This window comes from Allobosea sp. NPDC055594 (genome assembly GCF_053618995.1).
In genome coordinates, this window is the sequence record NZ_JBSHIO010000001.1 from 334453 (window position 1) to 355286 (window position 20834).

Annotated in this window: 19 protein-coding genes; 12 read left to right on the forward strand and 7 right to left on the reverse strand. The window is 67.1% G+C overall.

What is annotated here, in order from left to right; genetic code table 11:
• Window positions 1-42: 42 nt before the first annotated feature.
• Together ACWGRX_RS01550 and topA are read right to left on the reverse strand one after the other, a co-directional pair.
• Entirely contained in the window at window positions 43-2136 is a 2094-nt protein-coding gene (locus ACWGRX_RS01550) for a methyl-accepting chemotaxis protein (RefSeq protein WP_452116143.1), read from the reverse strand.
• Between the two features lie 91 nt (window positions 2137-2227).
• Entirely contained in the window at window positions 2228-4900 is a 2673-nt protein-coding gene (topA, locus tag ACWGRX_RS01555) for a type I DNA topoisomerase (RefSeq protein ID WP_452116144.1), read from the reverse strand.
• A gap of 371 nt (window positions 4901-5271) precedes the next feature.
• Here topA and ACWGRX_RS01560 point away from each other — a divergent pair, with 371 nt between their 5' ends.
• The 4 genes from ACWGRX_RS01560 to dprA all read left to right on the forward strand — a co-directional run bounded on the left by ACWGRX_RS01560 (window position 5272) and on the right by dprA (window position 9522).
• Window positions 5272-6216, forward strand: a complete 945-nt coding sequence (locus tag ACWGRX_RS01560; protein ID WP_452116145.1) for an aspartate carbamoyltransferase catalytic subunit — start codon at window positions 5272-5274, stop codon at window positions 6214-6216.
• Window positions 6217-6269: 53 nt separating this feature from the next.
• Window positions 6270-7574 carry a dihydroorotase gene (gene pyrC, locus ACWGRX_RS01565; protein WP_452116146.1) on the forward strand — a complete coding sequence of 435 codons (1305 nt, stop codon included), beginning with the start codon at window positions 6270-6272 and terminating at the stop codon, window positions 7572-7574.
• Window positions 7575-7683: 109 nt separating this feature from the next.
• The gene (gene plsY, locus ACWGRX_RS01570) at window positions 7684-8307 is read left to right on the forward strand and encodes a glycerol-3-phosphate 1-O-acyltransferase PlsY (RefSeq protein WP_452116147.1); all 624 of its coding nucleotides are present in this window, start codon (window positions 7684-7686) and stop codon (window positions 8305-8307) included.
• A gap of 6 nt (window positions 8308-8313) precedes the next feature.
• Complete coding sequence (gene dprA / locus ACWGRX_RS01575) at window positions 8314-9522, forward strand: DNA-processing protein DprA (RefSeq protein ID WP_452116148.1); 1209 nt, start codon at window positions 8314-8316, stop codon at window positions 9520-9522.
• Here the strand turns inward: dprA and ACWGRX_RS01580 are convergent, their stop codons facing one another.
• Window positions 9523-9891 (reverse strand): hypothetical protein, encoded by a 369-nt coding sequence (locus ACWGRX_RS01580; protein ID WP_452116149.1) that lies wholly within the window; start codon window positions 9889-9891, stop codon window positions 9523-9525.
• 189 nt (window positions 9892-10080) lie between these two features.
• Between ACWGRX_RS01580 and ACWGRX_RS01585 the strand changes: the two genes are divergently transcribed.
• On the forward strand, window positions 10081-10500 hold the full coding sequence (locus ACWGRX_RS01585; RefSeq protein ID WP_452116150.1) for a hypothetical protein: 420 nt from the start codon (window positions 10081-10083) through the stop codon (window positions 10498-10500).
• Window positions 10501-10649: 149 nt separating this feature from the next.
• Entirely contained in the window at window positions 10650-10985 is a 336-nt protein-coding gene (locus ACWGRX_RS01590; RefSeq protein ID WP_452116151.1) for a hypothetical protein, read from the forward strand.
• Window positions 10986-10994: 9 nt separating this feature from the next.
• On the opposite strand, the gene ruvX is transcribed toward ACWGRX_RS01590, so the two are convergent.
• The 3 genes from ruvX to ACWGRX_RS01605 form a co-directional block, all read right to left on the reverse strand.
• The gene (ruvX, locus tag ACWGRX_RS01595) at window positions 10995-11477 is read right to left on the reverse strand and encodes a Holliday junction resolvase RuvX (RefSeq protein ID WP_452116152.1); all 483 of its coding nucleotides are present in this window, start codon (window positions 11475-11477) and stop codon (window positions 10995-10997) included.
• Window positions 11478-11529: 52 nt separating this feature from the next.
• Entirely contained in the window at window positions 11530-12534 is a 1005-nt protein-coding gene (locus ACWGRX_RS01600) for a tripartite tricarboxylate transporter substrate-binding protein (RefSeq protein WP_452116153.1), read from the reverse strand.
• Between the two features lie 76 nt (window positions 12535-12610).
• Window positions 12611-13327 carry a GntR family transcriptional regulator gene (locus tag ACWGRX_RS01605; RefSeq protein WP_452116154.1) on the reverse strand — a complete coding sequence of 239 codons (717 nt, stop codon included), beginning with the start codon at window positions 13325-13327 and terminating at the stop codon, window positions 12611-12613.
• Window positions 13328-13463: 136 nt separating this feature from the next.
• Between ACWGRX_RS01605 and ACWGRX_RS01610 the strand changes: the two genes are divergently transcribed.
• The 6 genes from ACWGRX_RS01610 (at window position 13464) to ACWGRX_RS01635 (ending at window position 18963) form a co-directional block, all read left to right on the forward strand.
• On the forward strand, window positions 13464-13751 hold the full coding sequence (locus ACWGRX_RS01610; RefSeq protein WP_291634670.1) for a UxaA family hydrolase: 288 nt from the start codon (window positions 13464-13466) through the stop codon (window positions 13749-13751).
• Window positions 13752-13953: 202 nt separating this feature from the next.
• Entirely contained in the window at window positions 13954-15105 is a 1152-nt protein-coding gene (locus tag ACWGRX_RS01615; protein WP_452116502.1) for a UxaA family hydrolase, read from the forward strand.
• Window positions 15106-15407: 302 nt separating this feature from the next.
• Complete coding sequence (locus ACWGRX_RS01620; RefSeq protein WP_452116155.1) at window positions 15408-15995, forward strand: GNAT family N-acetyltransferase; 588 nt, start codon at window positions 15408-15410, stop codon at window positions 15993-15995.
• Window positions 15992-17044, forward strand: coding sequence for a YeiH family protein (locus ACWGRX_RS01625; RefSeq protein ID WP_452116156.1), 1053 nt, complete (start codon window positions 15992-15994; stop codon window positions 17042-17044). The genes ACWGRX_RS01620 and ACWGRX_RS01625 overlap by 4 nt, the downstream gene beginning before the upstream one ends.
• Before the next feature lie 24 nt (window positions 17045-17068).
• A complete protein-coding gene (locus ACWGRX_RS01630; RefSeq protein ID WP_452116157.1) occupies window positions 17069-18001 on the forward strand; it encodes a hydroxyacid dehydrogenase in 933 nt (310 codons plus the stop codon).
• Window positions 17998-18963: an Ldh family oxidoreductase gene (locus ACWGRX_RS01635; RefSeq protein WP_452116158.1), complete on the forward strand. Its 966-nt coding sequence runs from the start codon at window positions 17998-18000 to the stop codon at window positions 18961-18963. Before ACWGRX_RS01630 ends, ACWGRX_RS01635 begins: the two co-directional genes overlap by 4 nt.
• Before the next feature lie 60 nt (window positions 18964-19023).
• Here ACWGRX_RS01635 and ade read toward each other — a convergent pair whose 3' ends face one another.
• A complete protein-coding gene (gene ade / locus ACWGRX_RS01640) occupies window positions 19024-20724 on the reverse strand; it encodes an adenine deaminase (protein ID WP_452116159.1) in 1701 nt (566 codons plus the stop codon).
• Window positions 20725-20834 lie beyond the last annotated feature (110 nt).

Here is a 20834-nt window from a genome sequence, read left to right on the forward strand (position 1 = left end):
GGCCGGGCCGCAGTTTTTTGCGGCCCGGCCGGCGCTTCAGTTTCAGAACTCTTCCCAGCCGGCGTCGCCGCCGCGTGCATTGGCGACCTTGCGGGCCGGGGCGGCTGCGGGCCCCTGGGTCACGGCAAGGCGTTCGCGGCGTGGGGCCGGCTGGTGCTGCTGGAAGGCGGTTTCCGCCAGCTGCCGCAGCCGTTCCGGCTCGGAATCATTGGCTGGGCTGGAGGCGGCCGCCTGGTAAGATCCGGAGGCGGCGCTCTCACTGGTCCGGAAACCGGAGACCAGGGCGTTGAGTTCGCCGATCTTGCTCGACAGCGCGCTGGCGGAAGCGGCGCTCTGTTCGGCAAGCGCCGCGTTGGCCTGCGTCATCTCGTCCATATGGGCGACCGTCTGGCTCATCTCCTCGATGCCGTTGGCTTGTTCTGCCGAAGCCGCGGCGACGTCCGAGACCGTGCTCTGAACGTTCTGCGAAGCCGCGACGATGCGGGTCAGCGCGTCGCCGGCCTGCCGGACCAGCTTGACGCCGGCCTCGACCTCGATGTTCGAGGAGGAGATCAGGCCCGAAATATCCTTGGCCGCCTCGCCGGAGCGCTGCGCCAGGCTGCGGACCTCAGAGGCGACCACGGCGAAGCCCTTGCCGGCATCGCCCGCACGCGCTGCTTCCACGGCCGCGTTGAGGGCGAGCAGATTGGTCTGGAAGGCGATGTCGTCGATGACGCGGGTGATGTCGGAGATCTTCTTCGAGGCCTGCTCGATACGCGCCATGGCCGAGACGGCGTCGGTGACGATGTTGCCGCCTGCCTGGGCGACCTGCATGGCCTCGCCGGCCTGGCGCACGGCCTGCTGGGCGGCCTGGGCTGCGGCCTTCACCGAGGCTGCGAGCTCTTCGGTCGTCGCAGCACTTTCCTCCAGCGACGACGCCTGTTCCTCCGTGCGCTTCGAGAGGTCGTCGGAGCCCGAGGTGATCTCGCGGGCCGAGAGGCCAACCTCGGTCGACATGTTCTGGATCGTGCCGACCGTCGCGGACAGGCCCGCCATGGTCTCGTTGATGGCGTCCTTGAGCTCGGCGAAGCGGCCGCGATAGGCGGTCGGCACCTGCCGGGTCAGGTCGCCGGCGGCCAGCGCCTGCAGCGCCGCGACGAATTCGGTCGTGGCGTTGTCGACCACGGTGTTGATCTCGTTGATGCCGTCGACAAGTTGCTGCACCTGTTCGTCGCCATGGTCGATCTGGAGTCGCGCCGAGAAATCGCCGGCGGCCGCCGCGCCGACGACCTCGCCGACATCCGATACCACCGCCGCCATGGCGTCGGCCGAGCGAATGCGCGCCGCGGAAGCCTGGCGCTCCTGCTCCTGCAGAAGTGCGACCTGCTCGGTGCTCTCGCGCAGCACAGAGACCGCGCGCGCCATCTCGCCGATCTCGTCGCGGCGGCCGATATGCGGCACCTCGATCTGCGTCTCGCCGGCGGTGAGGCGGCTCATCGTGCCGCCGAGGTCGATGAGCGGGGCGATGATCGAGCGGCGGGAGAATACCAGCGCACCGGCAATGGCGCCGCCGAGCACCAGGATGAGGGCGACCGGCAGCCAGATGCGCACCTGACCCGAAAAGGCGCTGGCTTCGGCGTCCAACTGGTTGGCGTGGCTTTCGTTGAAGCCGCTGAGCGAAGCGAGCTCCTCTTGCAGCGCCGCGCGATTCTTCCGGCTGGCGTCGCTGTTGCCCCAGGCTTCGGCGGCCCGGGCCGAGATTTCGCGAACCATGCGTGTCGTTTCGAGCCGGATGCCGACGAACTGGGCGATAAGTGCGCTAATCTTCTCCATGCGCTCGCGCTCGCCGGCGGGAACGAGCGTGGCGAGTTCCTTGCGGCGCTCTTCGACCTTGGCAAGGCCGGTCTCGACCGTGGTTGCGGCGATGCCGGCGAAATGTGGGTTGCGCGCGGTATAGACGAGATAGGAATCGGCGACGACGAGATTGACCGCGGCGTTGAGCCGTTCGGCGGCGAGGGCGACATGGTTCTGCTGCGAGGAGCGTTCGTTCATCGCCTCGATGCGCAGCATCGCCAGAAGCGCGCAACCAACGGCAATCAAGGCACCGGCCGCGACGATCGCGATCAGCCCCAGAATCTGGGTCCTGATGGATTTCATGCTGTTCCCCTGCGCCGTCATTTCGATCGCGGCGACGCAGGGTAACTCAGGGCTTTGAATGCAGTGTTAACTGCGCTCGGCCGCGTCGATGCTAGTCCTCGGTCGTGGCGGCCTTCTTGGTTGCTCCGGCCTTCTTGGCCGGCGCCGCCTTCTTGGCCGTGGTGCTCTTTGCCTTTGCCGGCGTCTTTGCGGCCGCAGGTTTCGCACTTGCCTTGGTCTTCGCCTTGGCGCCGCCACCTGCCGCCGCCTTGGCGTTGACCAGCTCGATGGCCTGCTCGGGCGTGATCTCCTCCTGCGTCATCGACTTCGGCAGGGTGGCGTTGATCTTGCCCCAGTTGACGTAAGGACCGTATTTGCCGGCGCGCACCACCATCTTGCCGCCGGAGGGGTGGTCGCCGAGCTCGCGGCCGGGCGTGGCCGCGGCGCCGAAGCGCCGGCCGCCCGCGCCGCTTTCCTTGGCGACGATCAGGTCGATAGCGCGGTTGGCGCCGATGTCGAGGATGTCGTCGTCCTTGTCGATGTTGGCGTAGGTCTTGCCGTGCTGGACGTAAGGCCCGTAACGGCCGATGCCCGCAAGGATGGGTTCGCCGCTCTCCGGATGGCGCGCGACCTCACGGGGGAGCGAGAGCAGCGCGAGCGCCTTCTCGAGTGAGAGCGTTGCGGCATTCTCGCCCTTGGGCAGGCTGGAGCGCTTCGGCTTCTCGCCCTCGCCGAGCTGGACATAGGTCCCGAAGCGACCCTCACGGACGCTGACCTCGAGCCCGCTATCCGGATCGGTACCGAGCACGCGCACGCCATTGACCATCTGGCCGCCGCCTTCACCGGAGCCTTCGCCATCCGAGGCCGGCACAGTCAGCGGCCGGGTGAAGCGGCATTCCGGATAGTTCGAGCAGCCGACGAAGGCGCCAAACTTGCCGAGCTTGAGCGAGAGCGTGCCGGTGCCGCAGACCTGGCAGCGGCGCGGATCGCCGCCATCGGCGCGCGGCGGGAAGACATAGTCGCCGAGGATGCCGTTCAGCGAGTCGAGCACCTCGGTGACACGCAGCTCCTTGGTCTCGCCGATCGTCGCGGTGAACTCTTCCCAGAACTCGCGCAGCAGCGCCTTCCAGTCGATCTCGGCATTGGAGACGCGGTCGAGCTTCTCTTCGAGGCTCGCCGTGAAGTCGAACTCGACATAGCGCTTGAAGAAGCTCTCCAGGAACGCCGTGACGAGCATGCCCTTGTCCTCGGGCACGAGGCGCTTCTTCTCGATGCGGACATATTCGCGGTCGCGCAGCGTTCCGAGCGTCGCGGCATAGGTCGAGGGACGGCCGATGCCAAGCTCTTCCATGCGCTTGACCAGGCTCGCTTCGGAGAAGCGCGGCGGCGGCTCGGTGAAGTGTTGGTCGGCGGCGATGGCGCGCTTCTCCAGCGGGTCGCCGGCCTTCATCGGCGGCAGCTTCCTCGAATCCTCATCTTCCTCGTCGTCGCGGCTTTCCTGGTAGAGCGTCAGGAAGCCGTCGAAGAGCACGACTTGGCCGGTGGCGCGCAGTTCGAGGTCGCGGGCGCCGACCTTGGCGGCGATGTCGACGGTGGTGCGCTCGATCGAGGCCGATTCCATCTGGCTGGCGATGGTGCGCTTCCAGATCAGCTCGTAGAGCTTGGCCTGTTCGGGCTCGAGATGGCGCGCGACCATGGCCGGCAGGCGGGAAAGATCGGTCGGGCGGATGGCTTCGTGAGCCTCCTGCGCGTTCTTGGCCTTCACCGTGTATTTGCGCGGCGCCTGCGGGACGTAGTTGTCACCAAATTCCTTGCCGATAACGCGCCGTGCCGCGGTAATCGCCGAGCTGTCCATGTCGACGCCGTCGGTACGCATATAGGTGATCAGACCGACCGTCTCGCCGCCGATGTCGGCGCCTTCATAGAGGCGCTGGGCCAGCTGCATGGTCCGGGCCGGGGCGAGGCCGAGCTTGCGCGAGGCTTCCTGCTGCAGCGTCGAAGTCTGGAAGGGCGGCTGGGGATGGCGCTTGACCGGTTTGGCCTCGACCTCGGCGACGCTGAAGGTTGCTGTTTCCAGCGCGGCCTTGAAGGCTGCGGCTTCCTCGCCGGTGCCGATGTCGAGCCGGGTGATCTTCTTGCCGTCGGCGCCGCTGAGACGGGCGTCGAAGGTCGCGCCGGCCGCGGTCGCCAGCGTCGCGGTGAGCGACCAGTATTCGCGGGCCCGGAAGGCCTCGATCTCGCGCTCGCGGTCGCAGACCAGGCGCAGGGCCACCGACTGGACGCGCCCGGCCGAGCGGGCGCCGGGCAGCTTGCGCCAGAGCACCGGCGAGAGCGTGAAGCCGACGAGATAGTCGAGGGCGCGGCGGGCGAGATAGGCGTCGACCAGCGCCTGGTCGATCTGGCGCGGATTGGCCAGCGCGGTCTGCACCGCCTCCTTGGTGACGGCGTTGAAGGTGACGCGCTCGACCGGGATGCCCTTGATGGCGCGCTTCTGGTTCAGCGCCTCCAGCACATGCCAGGAAATCGCTTCCCCCTCGCGATCCGGGTCGGTCGCCAGAATGATCTTCTCGGCGTTCTTCGCGGCCTTGGCGATCTCCGACACCTGCTTGGCGCCGCGGCCCTCGGTCTCCCAGAGCATCGCGAAATCGTTCTCGGGATCGACCGAGCCATCCTTGGCCGGCAGATCGCGGATATGCCCGAACGAGGCGATCACCTCGTAGTCGGAGCCCAGATATTTGTTGATCGTCTTGGCCTTGGCCGGCGACTCGACGACGAGAAGCTTCATGATCCAGATACTCGATGAGACAGCCTCCGCCACCGCGCACCCGGCCGAAAGGGCGGGAGGCGCGGCAGGCGTAAGCTCCGAAGGTTCGGAAATTTGCGCGCGAAAGTGGTTCAGCCCGCCGCCTCTGTCAAACGACGATTGTGCTTTGCGTCAAGCGCGGAGCAGCGTCGGGCGCTCCGGCATCCGCTAAGAGGGCGGTGCCGCGGAAATGGGGCGGGGAGGCTGCCCGTTCAAGCGCGGATCAGCCATGCGCTGGGGGATGCGGGGCTGTCCTGCCTGCCAGCCGATGGGAGGGGCAGCGCCAATGCCTGTGCAGGGCCGCGCGGACCATCTTGCGCAGGCTGTGGGGCGCGCCTAAACAGCCTGCTTTAATGACCTCGCAAGCACCCCTCTATCCGCACCGCCATCTCCTCGGAATCGAGGGGCTTTCGCATCTGGATATCGAGGCGCTCCTCGACCGGGCCGAGGCCTATGTCGCATTGTCGCGACAGGTCGAGAAAAAGACCGCGACCCTGCGCGGCCGCACCCAGATCAACCTGTTCTTCGAACCCTCCACCCGGACGCAGGCCTCCTTCGAGCTGGCGGGCAAGCGCCTCGGCGCCGATGTGATGAACATGTCGGTCGGCTCCTCCTCGGTGAAGAAGGGCGAGACGCTGATCGATACGGCGGCGACGCTGAACGCGATGCGTCCCGATATCCTGGTCGTGCGCCATCATGCGGCCGGCGCGGTGAATCTGCTCGCCCGCAAGGTCGGCTGCTCCGTGGTCAACGCTGGCGACGGCGCCCATGAGCATCCGACGCAGGCGCTGCTCGACGCTTTGACCATCCGCCGCAACAAGGGGCGGATCATGGGGCTGACCGTCGCGATCTGCGGCGACATCCTGCATTCGCGCGTCGCCCGCTCCAACATCATCCTGCTCAACGCGCTCGGCGCCAAGGTCAGGCTGATCGCGCCCTCGACCTTGCTGCCGGCCGGGGTCGAACGCATGGGCGTCGAGGTCTTCCGCGACATGCGCAAGGGGCTCGACGGTGCCGATATCGTGATGATGCTGCGCCTGCAGCTCGAGCGCATGAACGGTGCCTTCGTGCCGTCTCCCAAGGAGTATTTCCGCTATTTCGGGCTTGATCGGGACAAGCTCGCACTGGCGGCGCCCGACGCGCTGGTGATGCATCCCGGCCCGATGAATCGCGGCGTCGAGATCTCCTCGGAGGTCGCTGACGGCGCGCAATCGCTGATCCGCGAGCAGGTCGAGATGGGCGTCGCGGTGCGCATGGCGGTCCTCGACGCGCTTTCGCAGCACCTTCCCAATGTCTGAGGCGGCACAAGGCGCGGTTTCGAGCCTGTCGGTCGCTCTGAAAGGAAATTCGGATGTCTGAGGCCCGCGACATCGCCATTCTCGGGGCGACGCTGGTCGACCCCGCCAGCGGGCGCGAGGAGCGCGGCTCCGTCCTCGTGCGCGACGGCGCCATCGCTTCGGTCGCCTGGGGCGAGGCGGCGCCGGCCTTGCCCGAGGGCGTCGAGCGGATCGAGGGGCGCGGTCTCGTGCTGGCGCCCGGCCTCGTCGATATGCGCGCCTTCCTCGGCGAGCCCGGCGCGGAGTTTCGCGAGACGCTCGGCACCGGCTCGCAGGCTGCGGCTGCCGGCGGCGTCACCACCGTGCTCTGCCGGCCAGATACCGATCCGCCGATCGACGATCCCTCGGTGATCGACTTCATCAAGCGCCGGGCCCGGGACAAGGCGATCGTCAACGTGCTGCCGTCGGCGGCGCTGACCAAGGGGCTCGCCGGCAAGGAGATCACCGAGTTCGGCCTGCTGCTCGAAGCCGGTGCGGTCGCCTTCAGCGATGGTGCCAAGGCCGTGCGCAACCCGCAGGTGATGCGCCGGGCGATGATCTATGGCCGGGATTTCGACGCGCTGCTGATCAATCATGTCGAAGACCCCGAGCTGCGCGGCGACGGGGTGATGAATCTCGGCGAGTTCGCCAGCCGCAAAGGCCTGCCGGGGATTCCGGTCGAGGCCGAGACGGTGATGCTGGAGCGCGACATCCGCCTGGCTCGCGCGACCGGGGCCCGCTACCACGCGGCGATGATCTCCTGCTCCGACTCGCTGGCGCTGATCCGCCGCGCCAAGGCGGACGGGCTCGGCGTGACCTGCGGCGTCTCGATCAACAATCTCTGCCTGAACGAGAACGATGTCGGCGAGTACCGGACCTTCTGCAAGGTCTCGCCGCCGCTGCGCCACGAGGACGAGCGCCTCGCCATGGTCGAGGGCGTTGCGGAGGGGCTGATCGACGTGATCGTCTCCGACCATGACCCGCAGGACGTCGAGACCAAGCGGCAGCCCTTCGCCGAGGCGGCGAATGGCGCGCTCGGCATCGAGACCCTGCTTTCCGCGAGCCTGCGGCTGTTCCATGCCGGCCAGATCGGCTTGCCGGCGCTCTTCACCGCACTGTCGGGCCGGCCAGCCGGGCTGCTCGGCCTCGATTGCGGCCGGCTCGTCGCCGGCGCGCCGGCCGACCTCGTCCTGCTCGATCCCGATGCGCCCTTCGTCGTCGACAAGCGCAAGCTGAAGTCGCGTGCCAAGAACTCGCCCTTCGACGAGGCGAGGCTGCAGGGCATGGTGCAGTTGACCCTGGTCGGCGGTGCTGCGGTCTATCGCGGCGACCAGGCTTGAGCAATCGGCGCGCCTGCGCCGGCAAGCATCGCGGTGGCGACCATGCGAAAACCGGTTCCTTCTTTACGGAAACCTGCTCTAATCGCGCCCGAAGGGCAGGGGAGGCTCTATGGCTGAGACGTTGAGCTGGGCACTGTCGGGCCCGCAGGGCGCGATCGCGCTCGTCTTGGGCTATCTGCTCGGCTCCATCCCGTTCGGCATCATCCTGACCCGACTCTCGGGCGGCCCCGATCTGCGCAGCATCGGCTCGGGCAATATCGGCGCCACCAATGTGCTGCGCACCGGCAACAAGAAGCTGGCGGCGCTGACCTTGGTCGGCGACATGCTGAAGGGCACGGCCGCTGTCCTGCTCGCGGCCTATCTGCTCGGCGGCAGGAACGCCGCGCTGGTCGCCGGGCTCGGCGCCTTTGTCGGGCACCTGTTTCCGATCTGGCTCGGCTTCAAGGGCGGCAAGGGCGTCGCGACCTATCTCGGCATCCTGATCGGGCTGAAATGGCCGCTTGCCGTGACCTTCGCCGCGATCTGGCTCAGCCTCGCCTATCTCAGCCGCTATTCCTCGCTGTCGGCGCTGGTCGCGACGCTGCTGACGCCGCTGCTGTTCTGGTTCTGGGTGCGCGACCCGCAGGCGGCCGGGCTGATGGCGATCCTGACCGTGCTGCTCTGGTTCATGCACCGCGAGAACATTGCGCGCCTGCTGGCCGGCAACGAAGGCAAGATTGGCCAGAAGGGATAGGATCTCATGCCGGCTCCGGCTCTCGATGATCGACAGCGCCTCGAATGGCTGCGTCTGATCCGTAGCGAGAGCATCGGCCCGCGCACCTTCCGCGCATTGCTCAATCGGTTCGGCGGAGCCGCCGCAGCGCTCGACGCCTTGCCCGAGCTGGCGCGCCAGGCCGGCAAAACCCTGAAGATCTGCCCGCTGGTCGAGGCAGAGCGCGAATTTGAGATGCTGCTGCGGCGAGGCGCGCGGCTGATCGCGCTGGGAGAGGCGAGCTATCCGCTCCCTTTGCAGGCGATCGACTCGGCGCCGCCTTTGCTCGCAGTCGAGGGCGATCCGGCCGTCCTCAGCCGACCTTGCATCGCCATGGTCGGCTCGCGCAACGCCTCGGCCGCCGGGCTGAAGCTCACGGCGGTGCTGGCGCGGGAGTTCGGCGAGGCAGGGTTCGTCATTGTCTCCGGCCTGGCTCGTGGCATCGATACCGCGGCGCACGAGGCCAGTCTTGAAAACGGCACGGTCGCGGTGCTGGCCGGCGGGCTAGACGAGATCTATCCGCCGCAGAACCTGCCGCTGCTGCGCCGCCTGTGCGAGCGCGGCGCGGCGATCAGCGAGATGCCGATCGGTTGGGCTCCAAGGGGGCGCGACTTTCCGCGCCGCAACCGTTTGGTCTCAGGGCTGGCGCTCGGCACCGTCGTGGTCGAGGCCGCGCGCAAATCCGGCTCCCTGATCACGGCACGATTCGCCAACGAGCAGGGGCGGCAGGTCTTCGCCGTTCCCGGCTCCCCGCTCGATCCGCGGGCCGAGGGTGGCAATCATCTGATCCGGGAGGGGGCGATCCTGTGCGCCGAGGCGGCGCATGTGATCGAGGTGCTCGCACCGATGTTGCAGCGCAGAGATTCGTTCGCAGCGCCGCCAATGCTGGCGCGCGAAGAAGGGGAGGGCCCGGCAGACTCGCAGGTGCTCTGGGACGAGCTCGATCTGCCGGATATCGCGGCGGCGCCCGAGCTCGCGCTCGCCATGATCCCGGAGGCTTCGACCCTTCCGGCTGCGGAGGCCTGCGACCGCAAGGCCCGGCTGCTCACCCTGATCGGGGCGGCGCCCATCGGGCTCGACGATCTCGTCCGGGCCAGCGGCGCGCCGGCTCGCGAAGTCAGTCAGGCGGTGTTCGAGCTGGAATTGGACGGCGTCGTGCAGCGTCATGCGGGAGGCGCGCTCTCGCGCCGGTTCTGATCACTCCAGGGGACGTGCCGGCTTCCTCATCTGCGCTTCGCAACGGCGTCGCGTGCTCTCCGCTTCGACATGGGCCATGTCGATGAAATAGGCGAGGCTCTCGAGCCGTGCCGAACGTGCCAGAGCACGGAGCTCCAGGCTGATTTCCTCGATGTAGAATGCAACCTGTAGTTGGTTTTCTGCAAAGGATCCGGGTTCGGTTGGAGCTGGCGTCGGAGAGGGTGTTTCTCTGCCGGAATCTCGGTTTCTCTCATCGGACTCGGTCATTTTTGGCCTATTAAGAGAGATTAACGAAGCGGTGAATCTGTTTTTCTCATCGATGGCCACCCCATTCCGGTCGCCGTAAGGTTGGTTGCCAAGACGGATCATTGCCCAACAGCGAACAGAAATGCAATCTTTGCGTGTATATCGAGGCGCTGGCACCTCGAGCCGGGAACATGCCGCCGCCGGGCGCGTTTCTTCCGAGCCGCATTTCGGCCGCGATTGGTTCAGCAGCCATTCAACCGCCGTTCCCCAGATTCCGCGGCATGGGGGCAATGCCGCCGAGAGGAGGGTGCCATGCTTGATTTCGGAAAGAGCCGCCTCACCATAGCCGCTGCACTGGCCGGTGGCTTACTGGCCGCCACCATGACGCCGGCATCGGCCGATCCGGGCCGTTCGGTGTCCTTCGACAAGGGCAGGCTCGACAAGGCTCAGGCGGACTATTCGCAGTATTATTACCGGCGCGGCTGGCGTGCCAACCGCGGTGCGGCTGTGGCTGCTGGCGTCGGCCTCGGTGTCCTGGGCGCGGCGGCCATTGCGGCCAGCCGGCCCGCCTATGCCGAACCGGTCTACGGATACGAGTACGGCTACGGCTACGAGCCGCGCTATGTCTATGAGGAGCCGGTCTATGTCGCGCCGCGCCGCTACTATGCGCCGCGTTACTATGGCTATGTGCCGGAGAATATCCGCGACCCGGCCGGCGGCAGCTATCGCTGAGCCAGGTGCTGCGATCCGGTAGCCTTAAGCAATTCTGAACCGGCCGGACCTAGTGATTCACGATCGCCATCGCCTTGCGGCGGTGGCGATCCTTTGCGGCCGACATGCCGTTTCGGCAGGGGAAGGCCCTGCAGACTTGGAGAACGACGATGAAATCCCCGCTGAAGACCCTGCTGGCCGGCTGCGGCGCGCTTGCCGTCGCAGCTTTCTGGTCCGCGGCCGCATCGGCGCAATACTACAATGAGGGCTATCAGCGCCCCGGTTACGAGCGGCGCGGCTATGAGCGGGGATATGAGCGCCGCAACGAGCGCGGCTACGATCGAGGCTATGATCGCGGCTATGAGCGGGCGCAGCGCGAGCAGGGCTATGGTCGCGGTCGCGACAATCCGGCGAACCGGATGACGATCGAGGAACAGAAGCGGGCCCTGAAGAACCATCGCGAGGCGCAGAAGAAGGCGCTTAAGCGCGGCTATGTGCTGCCCTGATCGGCGCGGTCATTCCTCCTCGGGTGTCAGTCGGGCCAGCCGGTCCAGCGCGCCCTGGAGGATATAGGCCGCAGCCATCTTGTCGACGACGGCGGCGCGCCTGGCGCGAGAGGCGTCGGCGTCGAGCAGGGTGCGCGTAACGGCGAGCGTCGAGAGGCGCTCGTCCCAGAAGACGATCGGCAGCGCCGTGAGAGGCGCAAGGTTGCGGATGAAGGCACGCGTCGACTGGGCGCGCGGGCCTTCGCTGCCGTCCATGTTGAGCGGCAGGCCGATGACGAGCCCGGCGACGGAGTATTTTTCGGCGATCTTCAGCAGGGCCGCCGCGTCGAGCCCGAATTTGATGCGCTGGATCGTTTCCAGCGGGCTGGCGATCCGCCGCTCGACATCGGAGAGCGCAAGACCGATCGTCTTGGTTCCGAGGTCGAGTCCGAGCAGCCGGGCGTGTGCCGGCAGATCGAGATAGGTTTCGAGCGGAACGAGATTGCTGGACATGTTCCGCCGGTACCACGCGCCGCCCGCAGTTGCGAGCGGCGCGTTGGTTTCGTCAGTTGACGGTCTGCTGGGTGACACCGGCCGCCTTGAGCGAGGCCGCCCATTTGGCGACCTCGGCCGCGAAGCGCTTGGCATGCGCCTCGCGGCTCCATTCGGCCTGCGGGAAGGCGCTGGTACCGACCGCCTTGAAGCGTTCGAGCACGGTCGGCTGCTTCAGCGCACCGGCGAGAGCCGTGTTGAGCTTGTCGAGCGCCGCCGTAGGCGTACCTTTCGGGGCGTAGAGCCCGTGCCAGATCGTCATGTCGATCCTGGTGCCGGCCTGCTCCGCGGTCGGAACATTGGGCAGGACGTCGAGGCGCTCGGCCGAGGTCACCGCATAGGCGCGGATCTTGTCACCCTGGATCTGCGGGACGGCGGTGGTCGACTGGTCGCAGAGCACGTCGACCTGGCCGGCGACGAGATCGTTCATCGCCGGGCCTGTGCCGCGATAGGCGACCTGGGCGAATTTCACCCCGAGAGCCTGGGAGAGCAGAACGGCGCAAAGATGCGCGTTCGAGCCGACGCCGGCATGGGCGATGGTCAGCTTGTCGGCCTGCTGCTTGGCGAAGGGGAAGAAGGTCTTGCCGTCGACCGGTGGCAAAGCGAGCTTGCCGGCGATGACCATCGGGCCGGTATTGACCAGGCCGACCGGGGCGAAGGCGGTCTGCGTGTCATAGCCGAGATTGCTGTAGAGCGATGGCGCGGCAGCCAGGGCCAGGTGGTGGATCAGCAGCGTGTGTCCATCGGCGTCGGCGCTGGCGAGGCGTTTGGCTCCGGCGGTGCCGCCGGCTCCGGCGACATTCTCGACCACGACCTGCTGGCCGAGCGTCCGGCCCATATGCTCGCCGAGAAGCCGCGCGATCACGTCGCTGGGGCCACCGGCTGCGAAGGGCACGATCAGGGTGATGGGCTTGGTCGGAAAGTTCTGGGCTGCGGCGGGCGCGCAAAGCGCGAATGCCATCAAGCCGGCGAGGGCGCTACGGCGCGTCGCCAGCAAGCGTCTGAGACCTGCAATCATTCACTTCCTCCGGTTGGGCTGACCGCTCTGCGGCGGCTTGCTTGGAAAAGTGCGGTCTCTGCCGACCTTGCGCCCCTCAGCGCAGGTCGGAGAGGTAGTGGACCTCCTGTGTCAGGCACAGGCTGAGCCGGCGCTCGACGGGCATGCCGTCGAGCGAAAGGGCGAGCCTGTCGATCTGCAATGCGGGATCGCCGGCTGTGACGCCGAGCGCGGTTGCGTCCTCGCTGCCGAGCGCCACAGCCTTGAGGCGTTCCCGGGCATGGGCGATGGTGATGCCGTAATGGCCGGCATAGAGGCTGTAGAGATTGTTCGGAACGGGCCCGGTCTCGAGCCCCGGAAAGAGCCGTTGCGGCAGGCTCAGGGTCTCGACGATCAGCGGCCGCTCGCCAAGTGAGCGCAGCCGCCGGATGCGGATGACGGTCTCGCTGTCTGCGAGATCGAGCGCCTCGCGTTCGCCAGCATCGGCGAAGGCCGTCGTGGTGCTGAGGACGGCGCTGTCGGGAAAGCGTGGCGCGCCCTGATCGGGCGCGAGCTTGAAGAACTGGAAGAGGATTCGCCGCTCGTCATGCTCGGCGACGAAGGTGCCGCGCCCCTGGCGCCGCACGACCAGATTCTCAGCGGCGAGCTCGTCCAGCGCCTTGCGCACCGTGCCCTGGCTGACGCCGATCTCGGCGGCGAGCTGGCCTTCGCTCGGCAGGACGGCGCCGGGTGCCCAGACACCATCGACGAGCCGGCGCACGAAGATGGCCTTCACCTGCCGATAGAGCGGACGGAAGCCCAGCGCTTCCGGCATTCCGGCCTCGCCGGACCGCGCTGCATTTTCGAGCTTGTGCACACTCATGTGTCTTATATAAGACTTGAGATGAGCAAGGTCGAGCCCCGATTTCGGAGAGCGACGACCGATCCGAGGAAGCTGCAAGGAGGCCGCAATGAGCAAGCCGCATCTCTTGGTGCACGAGAAGAAAGACACCGTCGGCGTCGTCGTCGTCGAGGGCCTCAAGGCCGGGACCGACATGCTCGGCGTCGTAACTCACGACAATTCCGATTTCCGCCTGACCGCCAAGATGGATATCCCGATCGGCCACAAGGTCGCGTTGAAGGATATCAAGAAGGGCGACACGATCTGGAAATACGGCCAGGACATCGGCAAGGCCATCGGCGACATCCGCCAGGGCGAGCATCTCCACATCCACAATGTGAAGACCAAGCGCTGGTGAGTTTCGCCCGCCGCGATTCCTGAAATCGGGCTCCCCGAGCGGGTCGAGCCCTCAGCCGAGGGATTTTTCCATGTCTTCCATCGTCGCCAATTTCGATCTCGTGAAGGGCAAGCTGGGCCGCGTCAAAGGCCGCAAGATCGAGGCACCCGAGTTCAAGGTTCCGCAGATCAAGCGCCCGAGCGGCCGCTCGCTCGATTCCTTCATGGGCTGGCGCCGCGAGAACGGCCGCGTCGGCGTGCGCAATCATGTCCTGTTGCTGCCGCTCGACGATCTCTCCAATGCCGCCTGCGAGGCCGTCGCCAACAACGTCAAGGGCACGCTGGCGATCCCGCATGCCTATGGCCGGCTGCAGTTCGGCGAAGACCTCGAAATCCATTTCCGCACACTGATCGGCACCGGCGCAAACCCGAACGTCGCGGCCGTGGTCGTCATCGGCATCGAGGATGGCTGGACCAAGCGCGTCGTGGACGGCATTGCCAAGACCGGCAAGCCGGTGGTGGGCTTCGGCATCGAGGGCCATGGCGACATCTCGACCATCGCCCGCGCCTCCTATGTCGCGAAGGAGTTCGTGCAGTGGGCGACCGAGCTGCAGCGCGTGAAGTGCGGCATCGAGGAGCTCTGGGTCTCCACGAAGTGCGGCGAGTCGGACACGACGACCGGCCTGTCCTCCTGCCCGACGGTCGGCAACATGTACGACAAATGGATTCCGCGCGGGGTCCATGGCGTCTTCGGCGAGACCTCCGAGATCACCGGCGCCGAGCATCTCTGCAAGGCGCGCGCCGCGACGCCGGAGGTCGGCGAGCGCTGGTACAAGATGTGGAAGGCCTATCAGGACGACGTGATCGAGGCCCACAAGACCGACGACCTCTCGGATTCGCAGCCGACCAAGGGCAATATCGCCGGCGGCCTGACGACGATCGAGGAAAAGGCGCTCGGCAATCTCGAGAAGATCGGCCGCGAGTGCAAGTTCATCGACATCCTGGAGCCGGCGCAGACGCCCGCGAACGGGCCGGGGCTCTACTACATGGACACCTCCTCGGCGGCGGCCGAGTGCGTGACCCTGATGGCGGCTGGCGGTTTTGTCGTGCACACCTTCCCGACCGGGCAGGGCAACGTCATCGGCAACCCGATCGTCCCGGTGATCAAGATCACCGGCAACCCGAAGACGATGCGGACCATGCCGGAGCATATCGACGTCGACGTCTCCGGTATCCTGCGCCGCGATATGACGATCCCGCAGGCCGGCAACGCGCTGATCGAGAACATCGTGCGCACAGCGAATGGCCGCCTCACGGCAGCCGAGGCGCTGGGCCATCGCGAATTCTCGATGACCAAGCTATACCGCAGCGCCTAGATCGCCGCGCGTCCGTTCGGACGCGGTCACGGTGATCTATCTCATTGTTATCGCATCGGAGTTTTCCGAAAAGTGGAGTCCACTTTTCGGTCCGATGCTATAGAGCATGCGGATGTTCTCCAGAGCCACGCCGTCATCCCGGATAGGCGGCGCAGCCGTGCAGATCCGGAATCCAATGTAAGGCCCTCGCGCACTACGATGGATCCCGGGCCGAGCCTGGCTCGCCCAGGATGACGACGGTGGTTTCCGGCGAGATCCGCGGGCTTTAAGGAGCAAGATCTCCAGGGGCGACGAGGCAACAAGTGTCGGACAGGATCGTTTCACTGCATGCGCCAGGGCGGGACGTGTTGCCCGCCTATGTCCATGCCTTGGAAGCGGGCTGGTCCCCGAACACGATGCGCGACGTCGCGCCCGAGCAACTCGCGGCGATCGCGGTCGATCCCGACATCTTCCTGGCCGGGCTGAACGGACGGGGTGGCAAGATTCGTCTGCATGACGGCAGCGAGGTCGAGCGGCTGCCGGGTGTCACCCGCTGGATCATCGCCATCGATCAGCCTGAGCGCCCCTTCGTCGGCTCGATCAACCTGCGCTGGCAGGAGGATGCCGCCGGCCGGCCGGTCACGGCGCTGCCGCCGCATGTCCTCGGCCATGTCGGCTATACGATCCTGCCGGGCCATGCCGGGCGAGGCTATGCCAGCGCCGCCGTGGCGGCGGTGCTCGCCGAAGCCCGCGCAATCGGCCTGCCCTTCGTCAAGATCACCTGCGACGCCGAGAATGCGGCCTCGCGGCGGATCATCGAGAAGAATGGCGGGCTTTTCGTCGAGAATTTCGTCGCTCCATTCTACGGCCCCGAGGAGCGCCTGATGTACCGGATCGATTTGCAATCATGACCGAAGCTGCCATCCCGCGTCTGGCGAAAGGGCTCGGCCCGCTCCTGCCGGGCATCGCGCTCTCCACGGTCGTGGCCATCGTCTCGGTGCTGGCCGAGCCGGTGCTGAAGCAGATGGCCGGCGGCAGGATCGGCGTCCCCGCCGTCGTCATCGCGCTGCTGATCGGCATGTCGCTGCATCTCGTCGCGAACAATCAGCGCTTCGTTCCGGGGATGACCTTCTGCGTCAAGAAGCTGCTGCGCTGGGCGATCGCGCTGCTCGGACTGCGCATCGCGCTCGGCGACATCGTCGCGCTCGGCCTCGGCACGGCCGTGCTGGTCGTGGTCTCGATGGCCGCCACCATCGTCTCCGGCTTCGTGCTGGCGCGCCTGCTCGGCCGTGAAACCGGCATGGGCGCGCTCGGCGGCGTCGCCACCGCCGTCTGCGGTGCCTCGGCGGCGCTCGCCACGGCAACGGTCGTGCCCGATTACCGCAACAAGGCCGCCGACATCGCCTTCACCGTGATCGCGATGAACGCGCTTTCGACGGTCGCCATGCTGGCCTATCCGCTGATCTGCGTCTGGCTCGGCCTGAGTGAGCAGCAGACTGGCGTCATGCTGGGCTCGACCATCCATGACGTCGCGCAGGTCGTCGGTGCCGGCCAATCGGTCTCGGACGAGGCGGCCAACGCGGCCGTCATCGTCAAACTCTTCCGCGTCTTCATGTTGCTGCCGGCGGTTCTGATCGTCGGCTGGTGGCTGACGCGCCATGGCGGCGAGCATGGCGAGGCCAAGGTGCCTGTGCCGGTCTTCGCCATCGTCTTCCTGCTTCTGTGCCTGGTGAACAGCATCCTCGCCACCCAGCCTGCCTTTGCCGGTGTCTACGGCCCGATCCGCGACGTGCTGCTGGAGGCGTCGCGCTGGGGGCTGCTGATCGCCATCGCGGCGCTCGGCCTCGGCACCTCGATCGCGGCGATGGCGCGGCTCGGCTGGCGCCATATCGCCCTGGTCACCGGCACCAGCTTCGTCATCCTCTTGGTCGCCACGAGCGGCCTGATCCTCATGGGCTGAACACGGCCAACCGAGCAGGAAGCCATGACCGACATCGTCATCACCGAATTCATGGACGAGGCGGCGGTGGCGTCGCTGCGCGAGCGCTACGTCGTGCATCACGATCCCGAGCTGTTCGGCAAACCAGAAGAGTTGGCGCGGCTGGTCGCCACGGTTCCGGCCCTGATCGTGCGCAACCAGACGCAGGTGCGGGGCGACCTGCTCGCCGCCGCGAAGAACCTCAAGGTCGTCGGCCGGCTCGGCGTCGGCCTCGACAATATCGACATGGCGGCCTGCGCGGCGCGCGAGATCAAGGTCTTCCCGGCGACCGGTGCCAATTCTCTCTCCGTGGTCGAGTATGTGATCGGCACGGCGATGACGCTGCTGCGCGGGGCCTATTTCGCCAATGCGGCGATGCTGGCCGGCGAATTCCCGAAAACGAAGCTGATCGGCCGGGAGATCGCCGGCAAACGCATGGGGCTGGTCGGTTTCGGTGCGATCGCGCGCGACGTCGCCCGGCATGCACAGGGGCTCGGCATGAGCGTCGCCGCCTATGATCCCTATGTGCCGGTCGATGCGCCGGCCTGGCAGGGCGTCGAGAAGCTCGAGCTCGATGCCCTGCTTTCGACCTCTGACGTGATCTCGATCCATCTGCCGCTGACGCCCGAGACGCGCGGCGTGATTGGCGCGGCGGCTTTTGCCCGGATGAAGCCGGACGCGATCCTGATCAATGCGGCGCGCGGCGGCGTGATGGACGAGGCGTCGCTGGTTGCGGCGCTGAAGGGCGGCAGGCTCGCAGGAGCGGCGCTCGACGTCTTCGAGCAGGAGCCGCTCAAGGCCGATGGCGCAAAACGCTTCGCCGGCACGCCGAACCTGATCCTGACCCCGCATATCGCCGGCAATACGGTCGAATCGAACGGCCGGGTTTCCGGGCTCGTCGCCGAGCGGGTCATCGCTGCCCTGGAGGGCCGGGCATGACGCGGCTGTCGCTCGCAGAAGCGGAGGAGAAGGTCGCGGCGCTGTTCGTCGCAGCCGGCGCGTCGGCCGCCAATGCCGCCTCGGTGGCGCAGGCCCTGGTCGCGGCTGAGGCTGACGGGCTCAAAGGCCACGGCCTGTCGCGCGTGCCGACCTATCTCGCCATGCTGAAATCCGGCAAGATCGATGGACAGGCCGTACCGACGGCGCGCCAGCCCAGACCCGGCGTGCTGGCCATCGACGCAGCCCATGGCTTCGCCTATCCGGCGATCGACCTCGCCATTGTCGAGTTGCCGGAGATGGCACGCCGGCAGGGCATCGTCGCGGCACCGATCCGCCGCTCCAATCATTGCGGGGCCGCGGGGCACCATGTCGAGCGGCTGGCGGAGCAGGGTCTGGTCGCCTTGCTCTTCGCCAACACGCCCGGTGCGATCGCGCCCTGGGGCGGCTCGAAGCCGGTCTTCGGCACCAACCCGATCGCCTTCGCGGCGCCGCTCGCCGGCCGTGAGCCTGTCGTCATCGACATGGCGCTGTCCAAGGTCGCCCGCGGGCCGATCGTCGCCGCCAAGCAGAAGGGGCAGGCCATTCCCGAGGGCTGGGCGCTCGATGCCGACGGCAAGCCGACGACCGACCCTGCCGCTGCACTCGCCGGCACGATGGTGCCGCTCGGCGAGGCCAAGGGCGCGACGCTCGCCATGATGGTCGAGATCCTCGCCGCCGCTCTGGTCGGCACCCATTTCGCCTTCCAGGCCTCCTCCTTCCTCGACGACAAGGGCGGCCCGCCCGATACGGGCCAGCTCATCCTCGCCATCGATCCGACGAGCATGGGCGGCCACTGGTTCGATGAGCGCATGAAGCTGCTGGCGCATATGATCGAGGAGCAGCCGGGAACGCGCTTGCCGGGCATGAGGCGCTATGGATTGCGGGCCAAGGCGCGAGCCGAAGGGCTCGAGGTCGAGCTCTGACATTGCCGCGTCTTGCCCGAGCCTGAGCCGAGCGTCTCTGGCCGAGGCAGGCGCAGGCTTTCAGACGAAATCGAAACGATCAACATCGACAAGGCCTTTGTCGGTGATCTTCAGATGCGGAATCACCGGCAGGGTCAGGAAGGCGACCTGCAGGAAGGGCTCGGCGAGAACGACGCCGAGCGCCTTGGCTGCGGCGCGCAGGGCCTCGAGCCCATGTCGGACCTCCTCGAAGGGGCGATCGCTCATCAGCCCGGCGACGGGGAGTGCGAGCTCGGCCGTGATCTCGCCGGCCTCCGCCACGGCGAAGCCGCCGCCGAGCGCGATCAGCCTGTTCGCCGCTGCCGCCATAGACGGCTCGTCGACGCCGACGACGCAGAGATTATGGCTGTCATGGCCGACGGAGGAGGCGATGGCGCCGTGCCTCATGCCGAAGCCGTGTACGAAGCCGGTGGCGACACCGCCATTGCGGCCATGGCGCTCGATCACCGTGACCTTGATCGCATCCTGGGCGAGATCGGGTAGGGCGGCCTCGTCCTGCTCCGGCAGGCGCATGGACAGCCGCTCGGTGATGATCTGGCCGGGCACGACGCCGATCACCGGCGTCTCGCCGGGGCGGGCGCGGACCGTGAAATCGTCCGGCGTCAAGTGCCGGCTCTTCACGCTGGCGAGGCCGACCGGCGCGACCGGCCGGCGGTCGCTGAAGAGCGCCTCCTCGACCAGCCTGCCCCCGGCGAAGACCCGGGCGACGCGGCAGGCGGCGAGGTCCTCGACCAGCACGATGTCGGCGCGCTTGCCGGCGCCGATGAAGCCGCGGTCGAACAGGCCGAAATTGCGCGCGGCCGACAGGCTGGCGGTGCGGTAGGTCGCAAGAATGTCGGCGCCATGGGCGATCGCGGTGCGGATCATGAAATCGAGATGACCCTCCTCGGCGATGTCGAGCGGATTGCGGTCGTCGGTGCAGAAGGCGAGGAAGGGCGAGGCGTCGCGGGTGATCAGCGGGATCAGCGCATGCAGGTCCTTGGAGACCGAGCCCTCGCGGATCAGGATCGCCATGCCCTTGGCGAGCTTCTCTCGGGCTTCGTCGAGCGTCGTCGTCTCATGGTCGGTGCGGATACCGGCGGCAAGATAGCCGTTGAGATCCATGCCCCTGACCAGCGGCGCATGTCCGTCGATATGGCGCTCCGCGAAGGCCGCGAGCTTGGCGAGGCAACCGGGGTCGCGATGCAGCACGCCGGGAAAGTTCATGAACTCGGCGAGGCCGATCACCTTCGGGTGGTTCATGAAGGGTGTCAGGTCGCCGGCTTCGAGCACCGCGCCGGCCGTTTCCAGATGTGTCGCCGGCACGCAGCTCGAGAGTTGGACGCGCAGATCCATCCGCATTGCCTGGGCGCAGGCGAGGAAATAGCGGATGCCCTCGGCGCCGAGCACATTGGCAATCTCGTGCGGGTCGCAGATCGCGGTGGTGACGCCGTGCGGCAGCACGCAGCGCTCGAATTCAAGCGGCGTCACCAGCGAGGATTCGACATGCAGATGCGTGTCGATGAAGCCGGGGACGGCGATCATCCCCTTGGCATCGAAGACCACCTTGCCTTCATAGCGGCCATGGGTGCCGACGATGGTTTCGCCGCAGAGCGCGATATCGGTCTCGACGAGGTCACCGGAGACGAGGTCGAGCAATTTCGCACCGCGGATGACGAGATCGGCGGGCTCGTCGCCGCGGCCTTGCGCGATCCGGCGGGCGAGGGTGGCTGCGTCGGTCATGGCTGAGCCCTCGACTTTGAATGATAACGGTCGTCCCGGGCGACCGAAGGGAGACCCGGGACCCATGCCGGAGTGCCTATCGAGTTGTGGTCAAGACCGCGGGCAGTCAG

Excerpts from the sequence above, each read along its gene's own strand:
- ACWGRX_RS01550 (WP_452116143.1), bottom strand. The coding sequence starts at position 2,136 with ATGAAATCCATCAGGACCCAGATTCTGGGGCTGATCGCGATCGTCGCG.
- topA (WP_452116144.1), bottom strand. The coding sequence starts at position 4,900 with ATGAAGCTTCTCGTCGTCGAGTCGCCGGCCAAGGCCAAGACGATCAAC.
- ACWGRX_RS01560 (WP_452116145.1), top strand. The coding sequence starts at position 5,272 with ATGACCTCGCAAGCACCCCTCTATCCGCACCGCCATCTCCTCGGAATC.
- pyrC (WP_452116146.1), top strand. The coding sequence starts at position 6,270 with ATGTCTGAGGCCCGCGACATCGCCATTCTCGGGGCGACGCTGGTCGAC.
- plsY (WP_452116147.1), top strand. The coding sequence starts at position 7,684 with ATGGCTGAGACGTTGAGCTGGGCACTGTCGGGCCCGCAGGGCGCGATC.
- dprA (WP_452116148.1), top strand. The coding sequence starts at position 8,314 with ATGCCGGCTCCGGCTCTCGATGATCGACAGCGCCTCGAATGGCTGCGT.
- ACWGRX_RS01580 (WP_452116149.1), bottom strand. The coding sequence starts at position 9,891 with ATGATCCGTCTTGGCAACCAACCTTACGGCGACCGGAATGGGGTGGCC.
- ACWGRX_RS01585 (WP_452116150.1), top strand. The coding sequence starts at position 10,081 with ATGCTTGATTTCGGAAAGAGCCGCCTCACCATAGCCGCTGCACTGGCC.
- ACWGRX_RS01590 (WP_452116151.1), top strand. The coding sequence starts at position 10,650 with ATGAAATCCCCGCTGAAGACCCTGCTGGCCGGCTGCGGCGCGCTTGCC.
- ruvX (WP_452116152.1), bottom strand. The coding sequence starts at position 11,477 with ATGTCCAGCAATCTCGTTCCGCTCGAAACCTATCTCGATCTGCCGGCA.
- ACWGRX_RS01600 (WP_452116153.1), bottom strand. The coding sequence starts at position 12,534 with ATGATTGCAGGTCTCAGACGCTTGCTGGCGACGCGCCGTAGCGCCCTC.
- ACWGRX_RS01605 (WP_452116154.1), bottom strand. The coding sequence starts at position 13,327 with ATGCCGGAAGCGCTGGGCTTCCGTCCGCTCTATCGGCAGGTGAAGGCC.
- ACWGRX_RS01610 (WP_291634670.1), top strand. The coding sequence starts at position 13,464 with ATGAGCAAGCCGCATCTCTTGGTGCACGAGAAGAAAGACACCGTCGGC.
- ACWGRX_RS01615 (WP_452116502.1), top strand. The coding sequence starts at position 13,954 with ATGGGCTGGCGCCGCGAGAACGGCCGCGTCGGCGTGCGCAATCATGTC.
- ACWGRX_RS01625 (WP_452116156.1), top strand. The coding sequence starts at position 15,992 with ATGACCGAAGCTGCCATCCCGCGTCTGGCGAAAGGGCTCGGCCCGCTC.
- ACWGRX_RS01630 (WP_452116157.1), top strand. The coding sequence starts at position 17,069 with ATGACCGACATCGTCATCACCGAATTCATGGACGAGGCGGCGGTGGCG.
- ACWGRX_RS01635 (WP_452116158.1), top strand. The coding sequence starts at position 17,998 with ATGACGCGGCTGTCGCTCGCAGAAGCGGAGGAGAAGGTCGCGGCGCTG.
- ade (WP_452116159.1), bottom strand. The coding sequence starts at position 20,724 with ATGACCGACGCAGCCACCCTCGCCCGCCGGATCGCGCAAGGCCGCGGC.